Source organism: Cobetia sp. cqz5-12 (genome assembly GCF_016495405.1).
In the GTDB taxonomy this organism is placed as follows: Bacteria; Pseudomonadota; Gammaproteobacteria; order Pseudomonadales; family Halomonadaceae; genus Cobetia.
Genome location: NZ_CP044522.1, coordinates 3574434 through 3589739, shown reverse-complemented (window position 1 = coordinate 3589739; position 15306 = coordinate 3574434). Strand labels below are relative to the sequence as shown.

12 protein-coding genes are annotated in these 15306 nt (G+C 63.7%); 10 read left to right on the top strand and 2 right to left on the bottom strand.

Features of this window, described 5'->3' with window-relative positions:
- Positions 1–117 precede the first annotated feature (117 nt).
- The 5 genes from F8A90_RS14865 (at position 118) to F8A90_RS14845 (ending at position 5095) form a co-directional block, all read left to right on the top strand.
- A complete protein-coding gene (locus F8A90_RS14865) occupies positions 118–879 on the top strand; it encodes a TerC family protein (protein WP_043333781.1) in 762 nt (253 codons plus the stop codon).
- Positions 880–1433: 554 nt separating this feature from the next.
- On the top strand, positions 1434–2090 hold the full coding sequence (adk, locus tag F8A90_RS14860; RefSeq protein WP_131432716.1) for an adenylate kinase: 657 nt from the start codon (positions 1434–1436) through the stop codon (positions 2088–2090).
- A 290-nt stretch (positions 2091–2380) separates the two neighbouring features.
- Positions 2381–3076 (top strand): tRNA (adenosine(37)-N6)-threonylcarbamoyltransferase complex dimerization subunit type 1 TsaB, encoded by a 696-nt coding sequence (tsaB, locus tag F8A90_RS14855; RefSeq protein ID WP_200017700.1) that lies wholly within the window; start codon positions 2381–2383, stop codon positions 3074–3076.
- A 205-nt stretch (positions 3077–3281) separates the two neighbouring features.
- Positions 3282–4100: an undecaprenyl-diphosphate phosphatase gene (locus F8A90_RS14850; RefSeq protein WP_200017695.1), complete on the top strand. Its 819-nt coding sequence runs from the start codon at positions 3282–3284 to the stop codon at positions 4098–4100.
- A gap of 296 nt (positions 4101–4396) precedes the next feature.
- On the top strand, positions 4397–5095 hold the full coding sequence (locus F8A90_RS14845; protein ID WP_233593662.1) for a class I SAM-dependent methyltransferase: 699 nt from the start codon (positions 4397–4399) through the stop codon (positions 5093–5095).
- A 133-nt stretch (positions 5096–5228) separates the two neighbouring features.
- Here the strand turns inward: F8A90_RS14845 and plsB are convergent, their stop codons facing one another.
- Entirely contained in the window at positions 5229–7841 is a 2613-nt protein-coding gene (gene plsB / locus F8A90_RS14840) for a glycerol-3-phosphate 1-O-acyltransferase PlsB (protein ID WP_200017693.1), read from the bottom strand.
- Positions 7842–8129: 288 nt separating this feature from the next.
- Here plsB and F8A90_RS14835 point away from each other — a divergent pair, with 288 nt between their 5' ends.
- Positions 8130–9251 (top strand): phospholipase D-like domain-containing protein, encoded by a 1122-nt coding sequence (locus tag F8A90_RS14835; protein ID WP_200017679.1) that lies wholly within the window; start codon positions 8130–8132, stop codon positions 9249–9251.
- 117 nt (positions 9252–9368) lie between these two features.
- On the opposite strand, the gene F8A90_RS14830 is transcribed toward F8A90_RS14835, so the two are convergent.
- Positions 9369–10097 (bottom strand): YecA/YgfB family protein, encoded by a 729-nt coding sequence (locus F8A90_RS14830; protein WP_200017678.1) that lies wholly within the window; start codon positions 10095–10097, stop codon positions 9369–9371.
- Between the two features lie 181 nt (positions 10098–10278).
- On the opposite strand from F8A90_RS14830, the gene F8A90_RS14825 reads away from it, so the two are divergent.
- From F8A90_RS14825 to F8A90_RS14810, 4 genes are all read left to right on the top strand, one after another.
- Complete coding sequence (locus F8A90_RS14825; RefSeq protein ID WP_200017676.1) at positions 10279–10935, top strand: SprT family zinc-dependent metalloprotease; 657 nt, start codon at positions 10279–10281, stop codon at positions 10933–10935.
- 276 nt (positions 10936–11211) lie between these two features.
- Positions 11212–13158 (top strand): acetate--CoA ligase, encoded by a 1947-nt coding sequence (gene acs / locus F8A90_RS14820; RefSeq protein ID WP_200017674.1) that lies wholly within the window; start codon positions 11212–11214, stop codon positions 13156–13158.
- Positions 13159–13442: 284 nt separating this feature from the next.
- Positions 13443–14399, top strand: coding sequence for a DMT family transporter (locus F8A90_RS14815; RefSeq protein ID WP_233593354.1), 957 nt, complete (start codon positions 13443–13445; stop codon positions 14397–14399).
- A gap of 228 nt (positions 14400–14627) precedes the next feature.
- Complete coding sequence (locus tag F8A90_RS14810; RefSeq protein WP_043333788.1) at positions 14628–15290, top strand: response regulator; 663 nt, start codon at positions 14628–14630, stop codon at positions 15288–15290.
- Positions 15291–15306 lie beyond the last annotated feature (16 nt).

The following is a 15306-nucleotide window of genomic DNA, read 5'->3' as shown; positions in this document are numbered from 1 at the left end:
ACAGCTGTTGCTGCCCTGCACAACATGCGATGCTTCCCGCCAACCTGCCGCGATCTGCCGCATCGTGCTGGCACGACCCGGGAAGGCCGGTTCTCGCAACACACAAGGAGCAAGACAATGGAATGGTTGATGGACCCTTCGGCATGGGTGGCTCTGGCGACCCTGACCGCGCTCGAGATCGTGCTGGGCATCGACAACATCATCTTCCTGTCGATACTGGTCGCGCGGCTGCCCGAGTCCCAGCGTCAGCGCGGGCGCATGATCGGCCTGGGCCTGGCGATGGGCATGCGCATCGTGCTGTTGATGTCGTTGTCATGGCTGATGTCGCTGACCGCGCCCCTGTTCAGCGTGGCCGACTTCAGCTTCTCGGGACGTGATCTGATTCTGGTCTTCGGGGGCCTGTTCCTGCTCGGCAAGAGCACCCACGAGATACACGCCAATCTGGAAGGCGAAGACCCCGCCGAAGAGGGCGCGAAGAAGGGCAGCGCCAGCTTCATGGCGATCATGGTCCAGATCGCCTTGATCGATATCGTCTTCTCGCTGGATTCGGTGATCACGGCGGTGGGCATGGTCGATCACCTGATGGTGATGGTCATCGCCATCGTCATCTCGGTGGGCATCATGATGGTGGCTGCCAAGCCCATCGGTGATTTCGTCGATCGTCATCCGACCATCAAGATGCTGGCACTGTCCTTCCTGATCATGGTCGGCATGATGCTGATGGTCGAAGGCTTCGGTGTTCACGTGCCCAAGGGCTACATCTACGTGGCGATGGCCTTCTCGCTGGCGGTGGAAATGCTCAACATTCGTCTGCGCAGCAAGCGCGCCAAGGCCGTGCGCCTGCGCCGCAGCAGCCAGGCGGAAGACGTGACCGAGTGAGACATTGGCACACCAACGGCTGACATGACTCAGCCTGATCACGCCATGGCGACTGAGCAAGGTGGCCCGGCGTGAGTGGAAAGACGCCCTCTGCGACCGCGTGCCGCAGGGGGCGTTTTCGTGTCATGACAGCCGTGTATGGCAGGTCGTGAACCGGCGAGGAGGACGACAGGCCCTCCTGCGCGCCAAAACAGTGCCAAAGGGCGGCATACGCGCCTTTGGTGTGCTTGTGCCGGCGTCGTGTGAACGGTATCGTCAGCTCTACATTGCATGGCGATGACATAATGAGATCATCCGTGCGCGCCGTCGTTTCGCGCAGCACATATTGGTCCGCTACCCATATTCATCCTGGTCATCGATACGCTCGATGCGTTCGGCCCTCATGAGGTAGTCGAGCGTCTCGACGCCGCGAGCTTCGCCGCTTCACCTCGATCGTGTCGACGACCAGAGCGCCTTGGATGGCTATCTGCCGCCGAGGGCAAGGTGCACCAGCGCCAGATGACCCTTTACACCCGTTTGATGCTTTTCATCTGCACACTCAAGGAGCAGTACCGATGCGTTTGATCCTGTTGGGCGCCCCCGGCGCCGGCAAGGGCACCCAGGCCCAGTTCATCTGCGAGCGTTTCAATATCCCGCAGATCTCCACCGGAGACATGCTGCGCGCCGCGGTCAAGGCCGGCAGCGAGCTGGGACTCAAGGTCAAGGAGATCATGAATACCGGCGGACTGGTGTCCGACGAGATCATCATCGCCCTGGTCAAGGAGCGCATCAGCCAGCCCGATTGCGAGAACGGCTTCCTGTTCGACGGCTTCCCGCGCACCATTCCGCAGGCTGACGCCATGAAGGAAGCAGGCGTGAAGCTGGACCACGTGGTCGAGATCGCCGTCGCTGACGAAGAGATCGTCAAGCGTCTGTCCGGTCGTCGTGTGCACCCGGATTCCGGTCGCGTCTATCACATCGAGTACAACCCGCCGCGCGAAGAAGGCAAGGACGACGTCACCGGCGAAGCCCTGATCCAGCGTGAAGACGATCGCGAAGCCACCGTACGCAACCGTCTGTCCGTCTATCACGAGCAGACGGAACCGCTGGTCGAGTACTACTCCAGCTGGTCTGCCACTGGCGATGCCCAGGCACCGGCCTACCACCGCATCGAAGGCGTCGGCTCGGTCGACGACATTCGTGCCCAGCTGGTCAGCGCACTGGAGCACTGATTGCCTGGCACGTTTCAGGTGGCTCAGATGGAACAGGTCTGATCGCGCTGGTGAAGCCGGCCGCCTGACGAAGAACGCCCGCAGACATTGTCTGCGGGCGTTTTCTTGTTCTTCGCATACTGGCGCGAATCAGGAATCAGGCGTTGCGGCAGACCGCTTGCCGGCGTGGGCTTGGGGGTTGCAGCAGGAGTGACGCCCGTGACCGACACCTGCCGTGGACAGCCTGCGTCTTTTGCTGCCCGCGGGGGACGGGTAGAATCGCGTCACATTTTTCTGACGACGAACCGCCCATGACCACGCTTCTGGCCATCGATGCATCCTCTTCCGCCTGTTCCGTTGCCCTGTGGCAAGACGGCGTTGTTACTGCCGAGCGCTGTGAGGCTCCCCGTCAGCACACCCAGCGCATGATGCCGATGATCGAGGCGCTGCTGGGTGCCGCCGATCTGACTCTCAACGACCTCGATGCCCTGGCCTATGGCCACGGACCGGGCTCGTTCACCGGATTGCGCATCGCTGCTGGCACCATCCAGGGCCTCGCCTTCGGTCTCGATGTGCCGGTGATTGGCGTCTCGACGCTGGCGGCCCTGTCACTGCAGGCCCACCGCCTGCATCACGCGCGTTTCGTGCTGCCGATGCTGGATGCACGCATGGGCGAGCTCTACACCGGCGCCTATCGCGTCGTGACGCGCGCTGACGGCGAGATCGAGGTCGAGCAGGTGCTACCCGAGCAGGTCTGCGCTCCGGGCCTGCTGGAGCTGCCTGCGGCGCTGCGCGAACACGACTGGTTGGCGGTCGGCTCGGGTCTGGTGATGCACGACGAGCTGTCCCAGAGCGTGCGCGCCAGCCTGGCGCTGCAACTGCCCGAGCCGCAACCGGATGCCGAGGCCATGGTGATGCTGGCCGCCCAGGCGTATGCCCGCGGTGAAGCGGTGTCGGCGGTCGAGGCCCAGCCGGTCTACCTGCGCAATGAGGTGGCATGGCGCTGATGGCATCAGGGATTGCCATCTCGTTGCGTCATCGTGGGTTCAACCAAGGCTGACATAAGGTTCACGCATCATCATGTCGCGCCCGACACTCGCGGCGCGGCTTGATGCAAAGCGTTGTTCTGTCACTACGGCACGTGCAGTGCCACAGACGATGTCTGTCGTCCGTGTGGGCCAATGAGGCCCGTCTCTCTTAAAAGGATGTTTCATGGAACTCATGCATGTGGTGGCGTTGGCCGTCATTCAAGGTCTGACGGAATTTCTGCCGATTTCCTCCTCCGCTCACCTGATTCTGCCCTCCCAGGTGTTCGGCTGGCCGGACCAGGGGTTGGCGTTTGATGTCGCGGTACATGTCGGTACCTTGCTGGCCGTGGTGATGGCCTTCCGCAAGGACGTCGCCAATATTCTCGCTGGCTGGTTTGGTCAGTTCAGTGGCGGCGGCACGCTGGCGGCGCGCCAGACCGAAGACAGCCGCCTGGGCTGGGCGGTGTTGCTGGCGACGCTGCCCGCCGTGATCTTCGGCGGCCTGCTGGGCGATGTGGTGGAAACGGCCGGGCGCTCGATCGCGGTGATCGGCACCACCACCATCGTCTTCGGTCTGCTGCTGTGGTGGGCGGACGTCAAGGGCACACGCACGCGTGATCTGGCGACGCTGACGCTCAAGGGCGCGTTGATCATCGGCCTGTTCCAGGCACTGGCCCTGATTCCCGGCACCTCGCGTTCGGGCATCACTATCACTGCCGCGCTGCTGCTGGGCTTCGAGCGTCAGAGCGCCGCGCGCTTCTCCTTCCTGCTGTCGATTCCGCTGATCGTCGCGGCCGGCCTGCTCAAGGGCCTGGAGCTGATCGAGACCGGCAGTGAGGCCCAGTTGTTCGATGTCGCCCTCGGCGTGGTGCTGTCCTTCGTCTCCGCGCTGGTGTGCATCAAGCTGTTCCTCAAGGCCATCGACAGCATCGGCATGTTGCCCTTCGTCATCTACCGCCTGCTGCTGGGCATGATGCTGTTCGGCATGCTGTTGCTGCTGTAAGCCATGCGCGCGATGACGTAAGCTTGTCCACTTACGGCGTCGCTCTTGCGGCGCCGTCGGCGTTTGTCAGCCTGATCGCATGCCATGCGAGTTTTCCTTTCCCTGCGTTCACCGTTTCTCTTCACCGTTTCTCATAGAGCCCATCCATGCTGCCACCCGAAGACTCCCTCGCTGCCCATGATGCAGCGGCCGATGCCGCTCCCGTGATCGCCATTGCCCGTTCACGTCTGCAGGCACGCCCGGAACTCGCCATGCTGGCGGCGCATTTCGGTATCGCGCTGCGGGAAGATGACGAGATGCCGGCGCTCAGACTTGAGGTGGCGCTGGACGAGCAGGGCGCCCCGCGCCTGGTGATCGCCGGAGACGAGCGCGAATACGGCAAGCCGTTGTGCGTCGATTTCGTCGCCGGTCGTGCCGATCATCGCCGTCGTTTCGGTGGGGGGCGCAACCAGCTGATCGCACGCGCCTGTGGCCTGAATCGTGGCGCACTGCCGAGCATCGTCGATGCCACCGCAGGGCTCGGGCGTGATGCCTTCGTGCTGGCGAGTCTCGGGGCGCCGGTATTGATGATCGAACGCGTGGCAGCCACGGCGGCGATCCTGGTCGATGGCCTCACCCGGGCACAGGGCTGTGCGGACGACGAGATTCGCCAGATCGCGCTGCGCATGCAGGCGCTGCACGGTGATGCCACGCGGGAGCTTGGGGCGCTGGTAGCGCAGTGGGATCAGCCACCTCAGGTGGTGCATCTCGACCCGATGTACCCGCACCGTGACAAGTCGGCCCTGGTCAAGAAGGAGATGCGTGTCTTCCGAGCTCTGGCCGGTGATGATGCGGATGCCCCGGCGCTGCTTGAGGCAGCGCTGGAAGTCGCGACGCATCGCGTGGTGGTCAAGCGGCCGCGTAAGGCGGAGCCGATCGGCGGGCTCGCGCCGAGTCATGTGGTGGAGGAGAAGACCAGTCGCTACGACGTCTATGTGAAGCAGGCGCTGCGCTGATAGCTGATAGCTGATAGCGCTGATGCCTGACGATGGCGGTCCCAGCGCGCTCTCCCGCCAAACGAAAAAGCCCCCGCTCGCGATCTGATCGCGGCGGGGGCTTTTTTGAATCAAGGGGCCTCGGCCCTTCATCTCATTCGCGCCGAGAGGAGGCGTCGGGCGCCTTGTGGTCTGCTGGCATGGGGTCGTCAGCGGCCTCGCTGTCGTCGAGGGCTGGATGCTTCTCCTCGGCCATGCCTTCAGTCGGGGCGTTGTTCTCGGTCTCGTTCTCGCTGTCGCGAAGGCGCACATGCTGCAGGCGATGGCGCAGGGCGGGATCGAACAGATCGCGGCCGTGCACCTGCAGGTCTTCCAGCGCATCGCCGAAGCATAGCTGGCCGCTCTCCAGCCAGATGAAATCCAGTTCCAGCAGGGTATCGAGCAGGCCGCTGAACAGACGCTTGTCGAAGAACTCCGGCGCATTGAGGCCCGACAGCAGGGTCAGGCGTTCGGCCAGGGCGCCGGAATGGCTCTCGAGAGACTCGCGGTCCAGCGTGCCGCTGCCGTGCTGCAACAGGGCGGCGATCAACAGATAGCCGCGTTCCAGCGTCGGTTGTACCGGCTGAGCCAGCAGGCGCAGCTGCTCGGAAGGCTCCTGGCTGGCCACCGGACGTGACCAGCGCTCCGGTGTGTCGCCAGTCGCCGCTTGATGCTCCAGCAGACCTTCCTCGCTCATCAGAGCCAGCGTGGCGGCGATATCCGCCTTCAGCTCAGGGGCCTCGGGGACGAACAGCTCGCGCACCAGCAGCGGCCAGGCGGGACTGATCTGGTCTTCCAGTGCCTCGAGGGTGTACTGGGCCGTATTGCGGAAGGCGAAGGCGATCAGCGCCGGCAGCGCCAGCAGGTGCAGCACGTTGTTGCGATACCAGGTCAGCAGACTGGCCTGCTCCGGGGTGGCGATCACCAGCTCGCCAAGGCTCTGCGGACGCAGGGTGACCAGCCCCAGATGCGCGCAGTGTGCGACCCACTCATCCGGCGTGCCCTCGGGCAGGCTGTGGTCATGGCGACCCGGCAGCTTGTCGGCCAGACGCACCAGCATCGCCAGCTGGCGTTGCAGCAGGCTGGCCTCGATGGCGTGGTGGGCGGTGGACAGCAGCACCAGCGCCGTCAGCGAGACCGGGTTGAGCGCTGCAGCGGCATTGATGCGCGTGGCGATCTCATGCCCCAGTTGCGGCACCGCCTGGGTCAGCCATTCTGGTCGGCGCTGATGACGGCTGGCCTTCCAGTCAGGCGCGGTCTGATCCAGCCATTCGCCCAGCTTGAGCGGCTCACCGATGTTCAGGTAGACCTTGCCGAAGGGCTGCTTGAGCTGGCCGAGCACGCGGATGAGGTCCAGCGGTGATTCCTTCTTCTTGCTGGCTCCCGACAGTTCGCGCTGATAGCTCAGGCTCTCGAAGACTTTCTCGTAGCCGATGTAGACCGGCACGAAGGCCACTTCGCGGTGTGTATCCCGCAGGAAGGAGCGCAGGGTCATCGCCAGCATGCCCGGGCGCGGAGGCAGCATGCGGCCGGTGCGTGAACGGCCACCCTCGATGAAGTATTCCAGCGGATGGCCGCGGGTGATCAGCTGATGCACGTACTCGTCGAAGACGGTGGCGTACAGGCGATTGCCGCGGAAGCTTCTGCGCAGGAAGAAGGCACCGCCACGGCGCAGGATCGGGCCGATGATCGGCATGTCGAGATTCTTGCCCGCCGCGACGTGGGGCGTCATCAGGCCCTCGTGGAACAGCACGTAGGACAGCAGCAGGTAGTCGATATGGCTGCGATGACAGGGCACGTAGATCAGCTCGCAGTCGCCGGCGATGGCCTTGACCTGCGACATGCCACGCACCTCGACGCCGTCGTAGAGCTTGTGCCACAGCCGCTTGAGGGCATGCGCCAGAAAGCGCTGTACCGGATAGCCCATGTTTGAGGCGATCTCGCGACCATACTGCAGGGCGCGCTTCTCCAGACGTGCCGGTGGTTGATTCTGCTCGCGTGCCAGCTCGCTGATCACGTCCTGCACGGCGGGTGCCTTCTGCAGGTTGCGAATCATGGTGTGGCGGTGGGAGAGGTCTGGCCCCAGCAGGCGGGTACGCACGCGCCGGAAATGCACACGCAACAGGCGCGAGATGCGGCGGTGCGCCAGCGCCGAGTCCTGCGGGCCTTCCCTGAGCGCTTCATGCAGCTTGAGTGGTTGTCCGAAATGCACATCCACCGAGCGGCCATGGGCCAGAATCGCGATGGCGCGGCGCAACACGCCCGTCACCCGCCAGCTATCGGCGGAGATGAACTTCCAGAAGCCGAATTCCTTGCCCGGGGCGCGTCCCCAGAACACGCTGACCGGCACCAGCTGCACCTCGACATCACTCGGGGCATCTTCCAGTGCGGCGATCAACTTCTCGAGCCGGCGAGACAGCAGACGCCTGTCGCTGCGCGAGCGTCGCAGCAGACGAAGACGAGAGTGCCTCAGTCGCAGGTCGCCTATGCTCAGAGACAGGGTCGGAGAGGGCAGGCCGCGCGCCTCGCACAGCTGCTCGACCACCAGCTCGTCGGACAGCGCCTGGTACGGGAAGACGTAGACCACCGGCAATGTCGGATCGAGATTCAGGGCGCTATGGTCCAACGCATTGATGTCGGGCTCCACCGCACGCAGCTCCACCCACTTGTCCAGCAGGCGGCGACTGACATTGCGCAACGGGCGCAAGACTAAGGTGACTGGCGACATGGTGAGGCTCTCGAAGGTGTGGACAAGGACGGACTACCGGGAACGACAATCTGTCGGCGTTCACGAATAAAGCATCGGGACGATGAATGAGGGTTGATTGCGACGTTTTCATGGTCTGGCTGGTAGTGCTCAGCGCGAGCATGATATTGAACATTATACGCATTCTGCCCGCAGACGCCGTGGCAGGGTACGTAATGACACAGCGCACAGTGGCAGCATCTGGCGGTGCATCGTCATGAGCACCGACATGGGCATCGTGCCGTGCAGGGGAATGACGGGAGGCAAGGCATGCTGGGGATGTGGCGATCAGGCAATCGATTCACCTTGCTGCCGGAAGGCGCGCGTTTTCTGCCCAGCATGCTGGAGGCAGTGGAGTCCGCGCGCCATTCCATTCTGCTGGAGCTGTATCTGGCCGAGAGCGGCCACCTCAGTCGCGTACTGATCGATGCCCTATGTGGCGCGCGCCGCCGCGGCGTGACGGTGCTGGTGCTGCTGGATGGCTTCGGCTCGCTGGGCCTTGAGGAAGCTGACCGCCAGCGCATGATCGAGGCGGACATCCAGCTGCGGATCTACAATCCGCTCTCCTGGTGGCGGCTGGGGCGCAATCTGACACGTGACCATCGCAAGCTTTTGGTGGTCGACGGGGAGGTGGGGTTTACCGGCGGCTTCGGTGCGGTGGATGTCTTCGCCGAAGCCTGGTCGGAAGTCGCGATACGCATCGAAGGGCCGTGCATCAGTGACTGGGTGCGCCTGTTCGCACGCGTGTGGGACTCCGCGGCCAGTCGTGGCCATGGCAGCCGACTGGCGGTGCGCAGCATCAATGTGCGTGCGTGCCGGGTCGAGGGCTATCTGAGCATGCGTGGGCGGGTGGTCTGGGGGCATGGTTTCCGCTATCAGGCCATCCGTCATTCCCTGCAGCATCAGGCCAGCAGCTCACGCAAGCGGCTGTGGATCTGCACGCCATACTTCGTGCCGACCTTCAGCATGCGGCGGCGTCTCAAGCGTGCGGCGCGCCGGGGTGTCGATGTCCGGTTGCTGATCGCCGGCCAATATCATGATCACCCGGGCGTGCGCTCGGCGGGACAACGCTTCTATGCCGGGCTGCTCAAGGCGGGCGTGCGCATCCATGAATTCCAGCCACGCTTTCTGCACGCCAAGTTCTCGCTGGCGGATGATTGGGTGACGCTGGGATCGTGCAACTTCGATCATTGGAGCCTGCAGTGGAATCTGGAGGCCAATCAGGAGGTACAGGACCATCGCTTCGCCGCCGACGTCGCCACGCTGTTCGAGCATCACTTCGCCCACAGTGTCGAGATCACCCAGGCTGCCTGGCAGCGTCGGCCGCTGATGCAGCGCTGTCGCGAGTGGGGCTATGGCACCCTGGATAGCCTGGTGACGCGGCTGCGCTGACCGGCTCTCAGCCGTTCCAACAGGCGCGGCTGCGTGGAACCAAAACGACGGACGACCCATGAGGCCGCCCGGCGTTGTCGTTTTCAAGGCTGCATGGCGAAAAGCACCATGGCGGGCTCAGCGTTTCTTGCCGCCGCCCTTGCCACCGTTCTTGTTGCCACCCTTGCCAGCGCCCTTGTTGCCGGCATGCTTGCTACGCGGAATACCGGCTGCGCCCGGTGCGGCGGATCCCTTGCGACGCGGCGACGGCTTGGGGCTCTCCGGCGGGACACGGTAGAGCAGGTAGAGATCCAGCAGCAGTTCCGGCAGCTGGTTGACGAAGCGCTGGGCACCGATCGGGTCGGCAATCAGTTCGCCGATTTCCGGGTCTTCATCGTCGAACACGCCGGAGATGGCCATGAACGGCAGCAGCAGTTCGGCGGCCGCCTCTTCCTGGGAGCCGAACCAGGCCTCCTCGTCCATGAACACGCCTTCCATGAAGCCGGCACACCAGTCGCCGATCGGCGTCTCGACCGGGTCGGCACCGCCCAGCTCCAGCTCGAACAGCAGTTCCGGCAGCACGCCGTGCTCGAGGGCATCGATGGCGTTGGCGCGCATCTGCTCGAACAGGGAGACGACTTCCGCTTCCTGCTGCGGGCTTTCATAGCTTGGCTGTCCCTGGAAGAGTTCCGGCAGCCACAGGCTGGAGGGCACTTCGCGCGGCGCGATGGCCAGTGCCAGCATGAAGCCATGCGCACTGATGATATCGAGAGCTTCCGGGCCGACGATGTCGGACTCGAGGAATTCGTCGAGGATGTCGAGGGATTCATCATCCAGCAGCGGCTGGGTCTGGACAGGCTCGGCCATGGGGGAGTCTCACGTGCGATAAGGGGAGAAGTCGAACAGTGCCACCAGACTACCGGGGTGAACCAAGGGGAGCCGGGCAGGCGTGAATGGCGCTAGTGTATCATTTCACGCCTCGAGGAGTGGTACGCTCGCTCGTCATCAGCTCATCCGTTCCTTCGCCCTGCTGTCTGGTCATCGTGTCATGTCATCATCCACTCGTCGTGTCGTCAGCCGTTACCGCTTTGCGCCCGATCATGCCCTGGCCTGCCTGGGGGAGACCCCCGCGACGCCGCTGCCGCTGGCCGATGCCGCCGCGCTCGAGGCGCTGACGGCGCCTGCCCTGCACGCGACGCTGGAGGCGCAGGTACTGGCATGTCTGGCACGCGCGCGTGTCCTGTTCCCAGAGCTGCGCATGCCATCGGTCTCCTGCCGCCTCAAGGGGCGCACGGCGGGCACGGCGGATTCGGCGCGCCAGCGGCTGCGCTTCAATTGGCAACTGCTCAGCGAGAACCGCCATCACTTCCTCAGCCAGACCGTCCCCCACGAGGTCGCGCACTGGGTGGTGATGGAGGTGGTCGAGCGCGCCGGCAAGACGCGTGTCAAACCGCATGGCCCCGAGTGGCAGCAGGTGATGACCAACCTCTACGGCATCCCGCCGGAGGTGACGCATCGCATGGATGTCTCGACTGCCAGCCCGACGCCCTGGGCCTATGGTTGTGGCTGCGATACCGCGCACTATTTCAGCTCGCGACGCCATGCCAATGCCCAGCGCGGTCATCGCTATCGCTGTCGACGCTGTGGCCAGGAATTGAGCGGGCCATTGAATGACCCGGCGCGCGATGCGTCGACTGCGCGTTGACGCGCATTTCGCTCGCCAGGGCGTCATTGCAAAGTGCGAGACGTGCCAGTAGGTGTCTTTTCAGGCGGTTTCTGTCCTCCGAACGTCGCTGTGACCTTGGTGTAATTTGTTGATAAACAGTTGAAATAATTAACAAAAATTTATCTACCAAGGTCTAGTGTGTGGCCCCCCCATGCTTGGGTTTAAGCTGAAATGGACTTGCCTCGGCTCGCTTGCGCTTCACGCATGCCGCGTGGGACAGCGAGTCGCCAGCCAACCCGTCAGAGGTCACTCCACATGAGCGAACATGCCAAGGTTCATCCGGTCACTCCCGATGTCGCCGCCCACGCCTGGGCAGACCGCGAGCGTTATCAGGTCATGTATCAGCAGTCCGTCGAGGCGCCGGAGACATTCTGGGCTGAGCAGGCCCAGTCACTGGACTGGTTCGATGCGCCATCGGTGATCCGCAATACCAACTTCGGTCCCGGTGATGTCGATGTGCGCTGGTTCGAGGACGGCAAGCTCAACGTGGCGCACAACTGTCTCGATCGCCATCTGGCCGAGCGTGGCGATCAGGTCGCCATCATCTGGGAAGGGGATGACCCGAACGAGTCCCAGTCGATCACCTATCGCGAGCTGCACGCGCGTGTCAGCCAGTTTGCCAATGGCCTCAAGGAACTGGGCGTCAAGCGGGGCGATGTGGTCACGCTGTACATGCCGATGATTCCCGAAGCCGCGATGGCGATGCTGGCCTGTACGCGCATCGGTGCCGTGCACTCGGTGGTGTTCGGTGGCTTCTCGCCGGACGCGCTGGCGGGGCGTATCGTCGATTCCAGCTCGCGCATCGTGATCACCGCCGATGAGTCTCTGCGGGGTGGCAAGCGCGTACCGCTCAAGGAGAACGTCGATGAGGCGCTGGAGCGTGATGGCACCGACTGTGTCGACCACGTGCTGGTGGTGCGGCGTACTGGCGGTGAGGTGAGCTGGGGCAGTCGCGATGCCTGGTTCCATGAGCTGGTGGACCGCCAGTCCAGTGATTGCCCGGCCGAAGCGATGGGCGCGGAAGACCCGCTGTTCATCCTCTACACCTCCGGTTCCACCGGCACGCCCAAGGGTCTGAAGCACACTACGGGTGGTTATCTGCTCTATGCCGCGATGACCCATCGTTACGTGTTCGATTATCACGATGGCGATATCTACTGGTGCACGGCGGATGTCGGCTGGGTGACGGGCCACAGCTACATCGTCTACGGACCGCTGGCCAATGGCGCGACCACGCTGATGTTCGAGGGCGTGCCCAGCTATCCGACCCACGGGCGCATCGGCGAGATCGTCGACAAGCACCAGGTCAACATTCTCTATACCGCCCCGACCGCCGTGCGCGCGCTGATGGCACACGGTGACAGCGTGATGGACTCAAGCTCGCGCACGAGCCTGCGGCTGCTCGGCTCGGTGGGCGAGCCGATCAACCCCGAGGCCTGGGAGTGGTTCCACCGCGTGATCGGCAATGGCAATTGCCCGCTGGTGGACACCTGGTGGCAGACCGAGACCGGCGGCATCATGATCGCGCCGCTGCCGGGCGCGACCGATCTCAAGCCTGGCTCCGCCACGCTGCCGTTCTTCGGTGTGCAGCCGGCGCTGGTGGACAACGAGGGCAATATCCTCGAGGGAGCGACCGAAGGCAACCTGGTGATTCTCGACAGTTGGCCGGGGCAGGCACGCTCGATCTGGGGCAATCACGAACGCTACGTGCAGACCTACTTCTCCACCTATGCGGGCATGTACTTCACCGGCGATGGCTGTCGTCGTGACGAGGAGGGTTACTACTGGATCACCGGACGCGTGGATGATGTGCTCAACGTCTCTGGCCACCGCATGGGCACCGCCGAGATCGAGTCCTCGCTGGTGGCGCATGAGGCGGTCGCGGAGGCGGCGGTGGTGGGTTATCCGCACGACATCAAGGGCCAGGGCATCTACATCTACGTGACGCTCAACGACGGCATCGAAGCCAGTGATGAGCTCAAGAAGACGCTGACCCAGTGGGTGCGCAAGGACATCGGCCCGATCGCCTCGCCGGATGTCATCCAGTGGGCGCCGGGGCTGCCCAAGACGCGTTCCGGCAAGATCATGCGCCGCATTCTCAGGAAGATCGCCGCCAACGAGACGGACGGCCTCGGCGATACCTCGACCCTGGCGGACCCGTCAGTGGTGGATGACCTGATCGAGCAGCGCGCCAACCGCTGAACGCGTCGGGTGACGGTCATCGAGGCCTGACAAGACACGCAGCGACAGCGAAGCGCGGGAGCCTGGCTCCCGCGCTTTTTTGTGCGCGTCTGTCTATTCACGTCTGCCTGTGGGGATCGGCCAGTTCACTTTCATAGCCCGCGCTTTTGCGCCGTGCGAGACGTGAAAGGTTGGCCATCTGGGAGGCGCTGGCTTGATAATGACGCGGCAGCGCATGTGTCAGCGGAGGCCGTTCGCGCCTCGCTGCGCATTTCCCCCATCAATTCAAGATCAAGGCCGCCCCCATGTCAGCAGGCAAGTCGGATGCATCCTGCCCCGCCTCTCAGCCAGCCAGTTCTCCCGCCGCGTCGTCATCCCATGAGGGCGAGAATCGTCCTCGCGCCGTCGTCCTGATGTGCCTGTCGGCGATCTCGTTCGCGCTGATGGGGGCGATGGTCAAGCTGAGCGGCGATCTGCCGCTGTTCGAGAAGGTCTTCGTGCGCAACCTGGTCAGTCTCGGCGTGGCGGTGGTGATGGTGCGCATGGCGGGCGCGCGTCTGCTGGGCCATTGGCATCACCAGCCGATGCTGATGGCGCGGTCACTGATCGGGCTTGGCGGCGTGATGAGTTTCTTCTACGCCATCGATCACCTGCTGCTGGCAGATGCGACTATTCTGAATAAGCTATCACCGTTCTTCGTCAGCCTGTTCGCCGGCCTCTTCCTGGCCGAGCGCCTTGGTGGCTGGCGGCTGGTCGGCATGCTGGTGGCCTTCTCCGGCGCGGCGCTGGTCATCAAGCCGCAACTGGCATTTGCCGAGGGCGGCGTGGAGGCATTGTTGCCCGCCATGGTCGGGTTGGGTTCGGCAATGCTGGCGGGAGCGGCCTATACGCTCATCCGTGCGATGAGAGGGCGCGAGGCCTCGGCGACCATCGTGCTGCATTTCTCGCTGGTCTCCAGCGTGGTGACATTGGTGCCGATGTTGATGAATCCGGTGATGCCGAGCGGTCCTCAGGCGCTGGCCTTGCTGGGTATCGGCATCTTTGCCGCCGGCGGTCAGATTCTGATGACCACCGCCTATCGCCTTGCACCGGCGGGGGAAGTGTCGATCTATTCCTATCTGACCATCGTGTTTTCGGCGTTGGCGGGCTGGGCCATCTGGGGGGAGGTGCCGGATATCGCCAGTCTGATCGGCTTCGTGCTGATTGCCGGTGTCGCACTGATCGGCTGGCATGCCAGTCGCGTTGCGGGTAGGGTTGTCTGACTCACCATCCCCAGGATGCTGTCAGAATCAGCGCACGGATTGTTCGCTCGCCGGGCATCAATCCGTGCGATACTCGTGTTCCCCGAGCGAAACATCAGTACATCTTCCGATGGTGGGCTGCTTTGTTAAACGCACGTTTTATGGGGTAACATGCCAGAAAATAACGGCGATTGTTGACCGGCCAGGAAGGTCGGTGATGATCACCATCGGGGTTTTGGAGGAGACTCAATGGCCTTTGCCCAGAAGTTCATCGTTGCAGACGATCACCCGCTCTTTCGTGCCGCACTGACCCAGGCGCTTAGACAAGTCGCCTCTCAGGCGGAGATCGTCGAGGCTGACAGCATGGAAGCGACCAACGAAGTCGTTGCCCGCCATCCCGATGCCGACCTGATCCTGTTGGACCTGCACATGCCGGGAGCCCACGGCTTCTCCGGTCTGATCCAGTTGCGTGGCCAGACACCGGACATCCCGGTGGCGGTCGTGTCCGGTAGCGAGGAGCCTTACGTGGTGCGCCGCGCCATCGATTATGGCGCCTCCGGCTTCATTCCCAAGTCCGCCAGCCTGGATGTCATCGCCGAAGCCATCGGCGAGATCCTCGAAGGTGAGGTCTGGCTGCCGACGGACATCGCCGAGGCCATGGGCGAGTCTTCCGAAGATGAATCGCGCTTCGCCGAGGCGATCGCGTCACTGACGCCGCAGCAGTTCCGCGTGCTCAACATGCTGACGGAAGGTCTGCTCAACAAGCAGATCGCCTATGAGCTGAATGTGTCCGAGGCCACCATCAAGGCCCACGTGACCGCCATTCTGCGCAAGCTGGGCGTGCATTCGCGCACCCAGGCCGTCATCGCGGCCCAGCGTCTGGAAGTCGAGCCGCCGAAAGTCCGCTCCTGATCCTGCGTCAGTGCTT

Coding starts and splice junctions, on each gene's coding strand:
- F8A90_RS14810 (WP_043333788.1), top strand. CDS start 14,628: ATGGCCTTTGCCCAGAAGTTCATCGTTGCAGACGATCACCCGCTCTTT.
- F8A90_RS14830 (WP_200017678.1), bottom strand. CDS start 10,097: ATGGCCGAGCCTGTCCAGACCCAGCCGCTGCTGGATGATGAATCCCTC.
- plsB (WP_200017693.1), bottom strand. CDS start 7,841: ATGTCGCCAGTCACCTTAGTCTTGCGCCCGTTGCGCAATGTCAGTCGC.
- acs (WP_200017674.1), top strand. CDS start 11,212: ATGAGCGAACATGCCAAGGTTCATCCGGTCACTCCCGATGTCGCCGCC.
- F8A90_RS14865 (WP_043333781.1), top strand. CDS start 118: ATGGAATGGTTGATGGACCCTTCGGCATGGGTGGCTCTGGCGACCCTG.
- F8A90_RS14825 (WP_200017676.1), top strand. CDS start 10,279: ATGTCATCATCCACTCGTCGTGTCGTCAGCCGTTACCGCTTTGCGCCC.
- F8A90_RS14850 (WP_200017695.1), top strand. CDS start 3,282: ATGGAACTCATGCATGTGGTGGCGTTGGCCGTCATTCAAGGTCTGACG.
- F8A90_RS14815 (WP_233593354.1), top strand. CDS start 13,443: ATGTCAGCAGGCAAGTCGGATGCATCCTGCCCCGCCTCTCAGCCAGCC.
- F8A90_RS14835 (WP_200017679.1), top strand. CDS start 8,130: ATGCTGGGGATGTGGCGATCAGGCAATCGATTCACCTTGCTGCCGGAA.
- adk (WP_131432716.1), top strand. CDS start 1,434: ATGCGTTTGATCCTGTTGGGCGCCCCCGGCGCCGGCAAGGGCACCCAG.
- tsaB (WP_200017700.1), top strand. CDS start 2,381: ATGACCACGCTTCTGGCCATCGATGCATCCTCTTCCGCCTGTTCCGTT.
- F8A90_RS14845 (WP_233593662.1), top strand. CDS start 4,397: ATGCCGGCGCTCAGACTTGAGGTGGCGCTGGACGAGCAGGGCGCCCCG.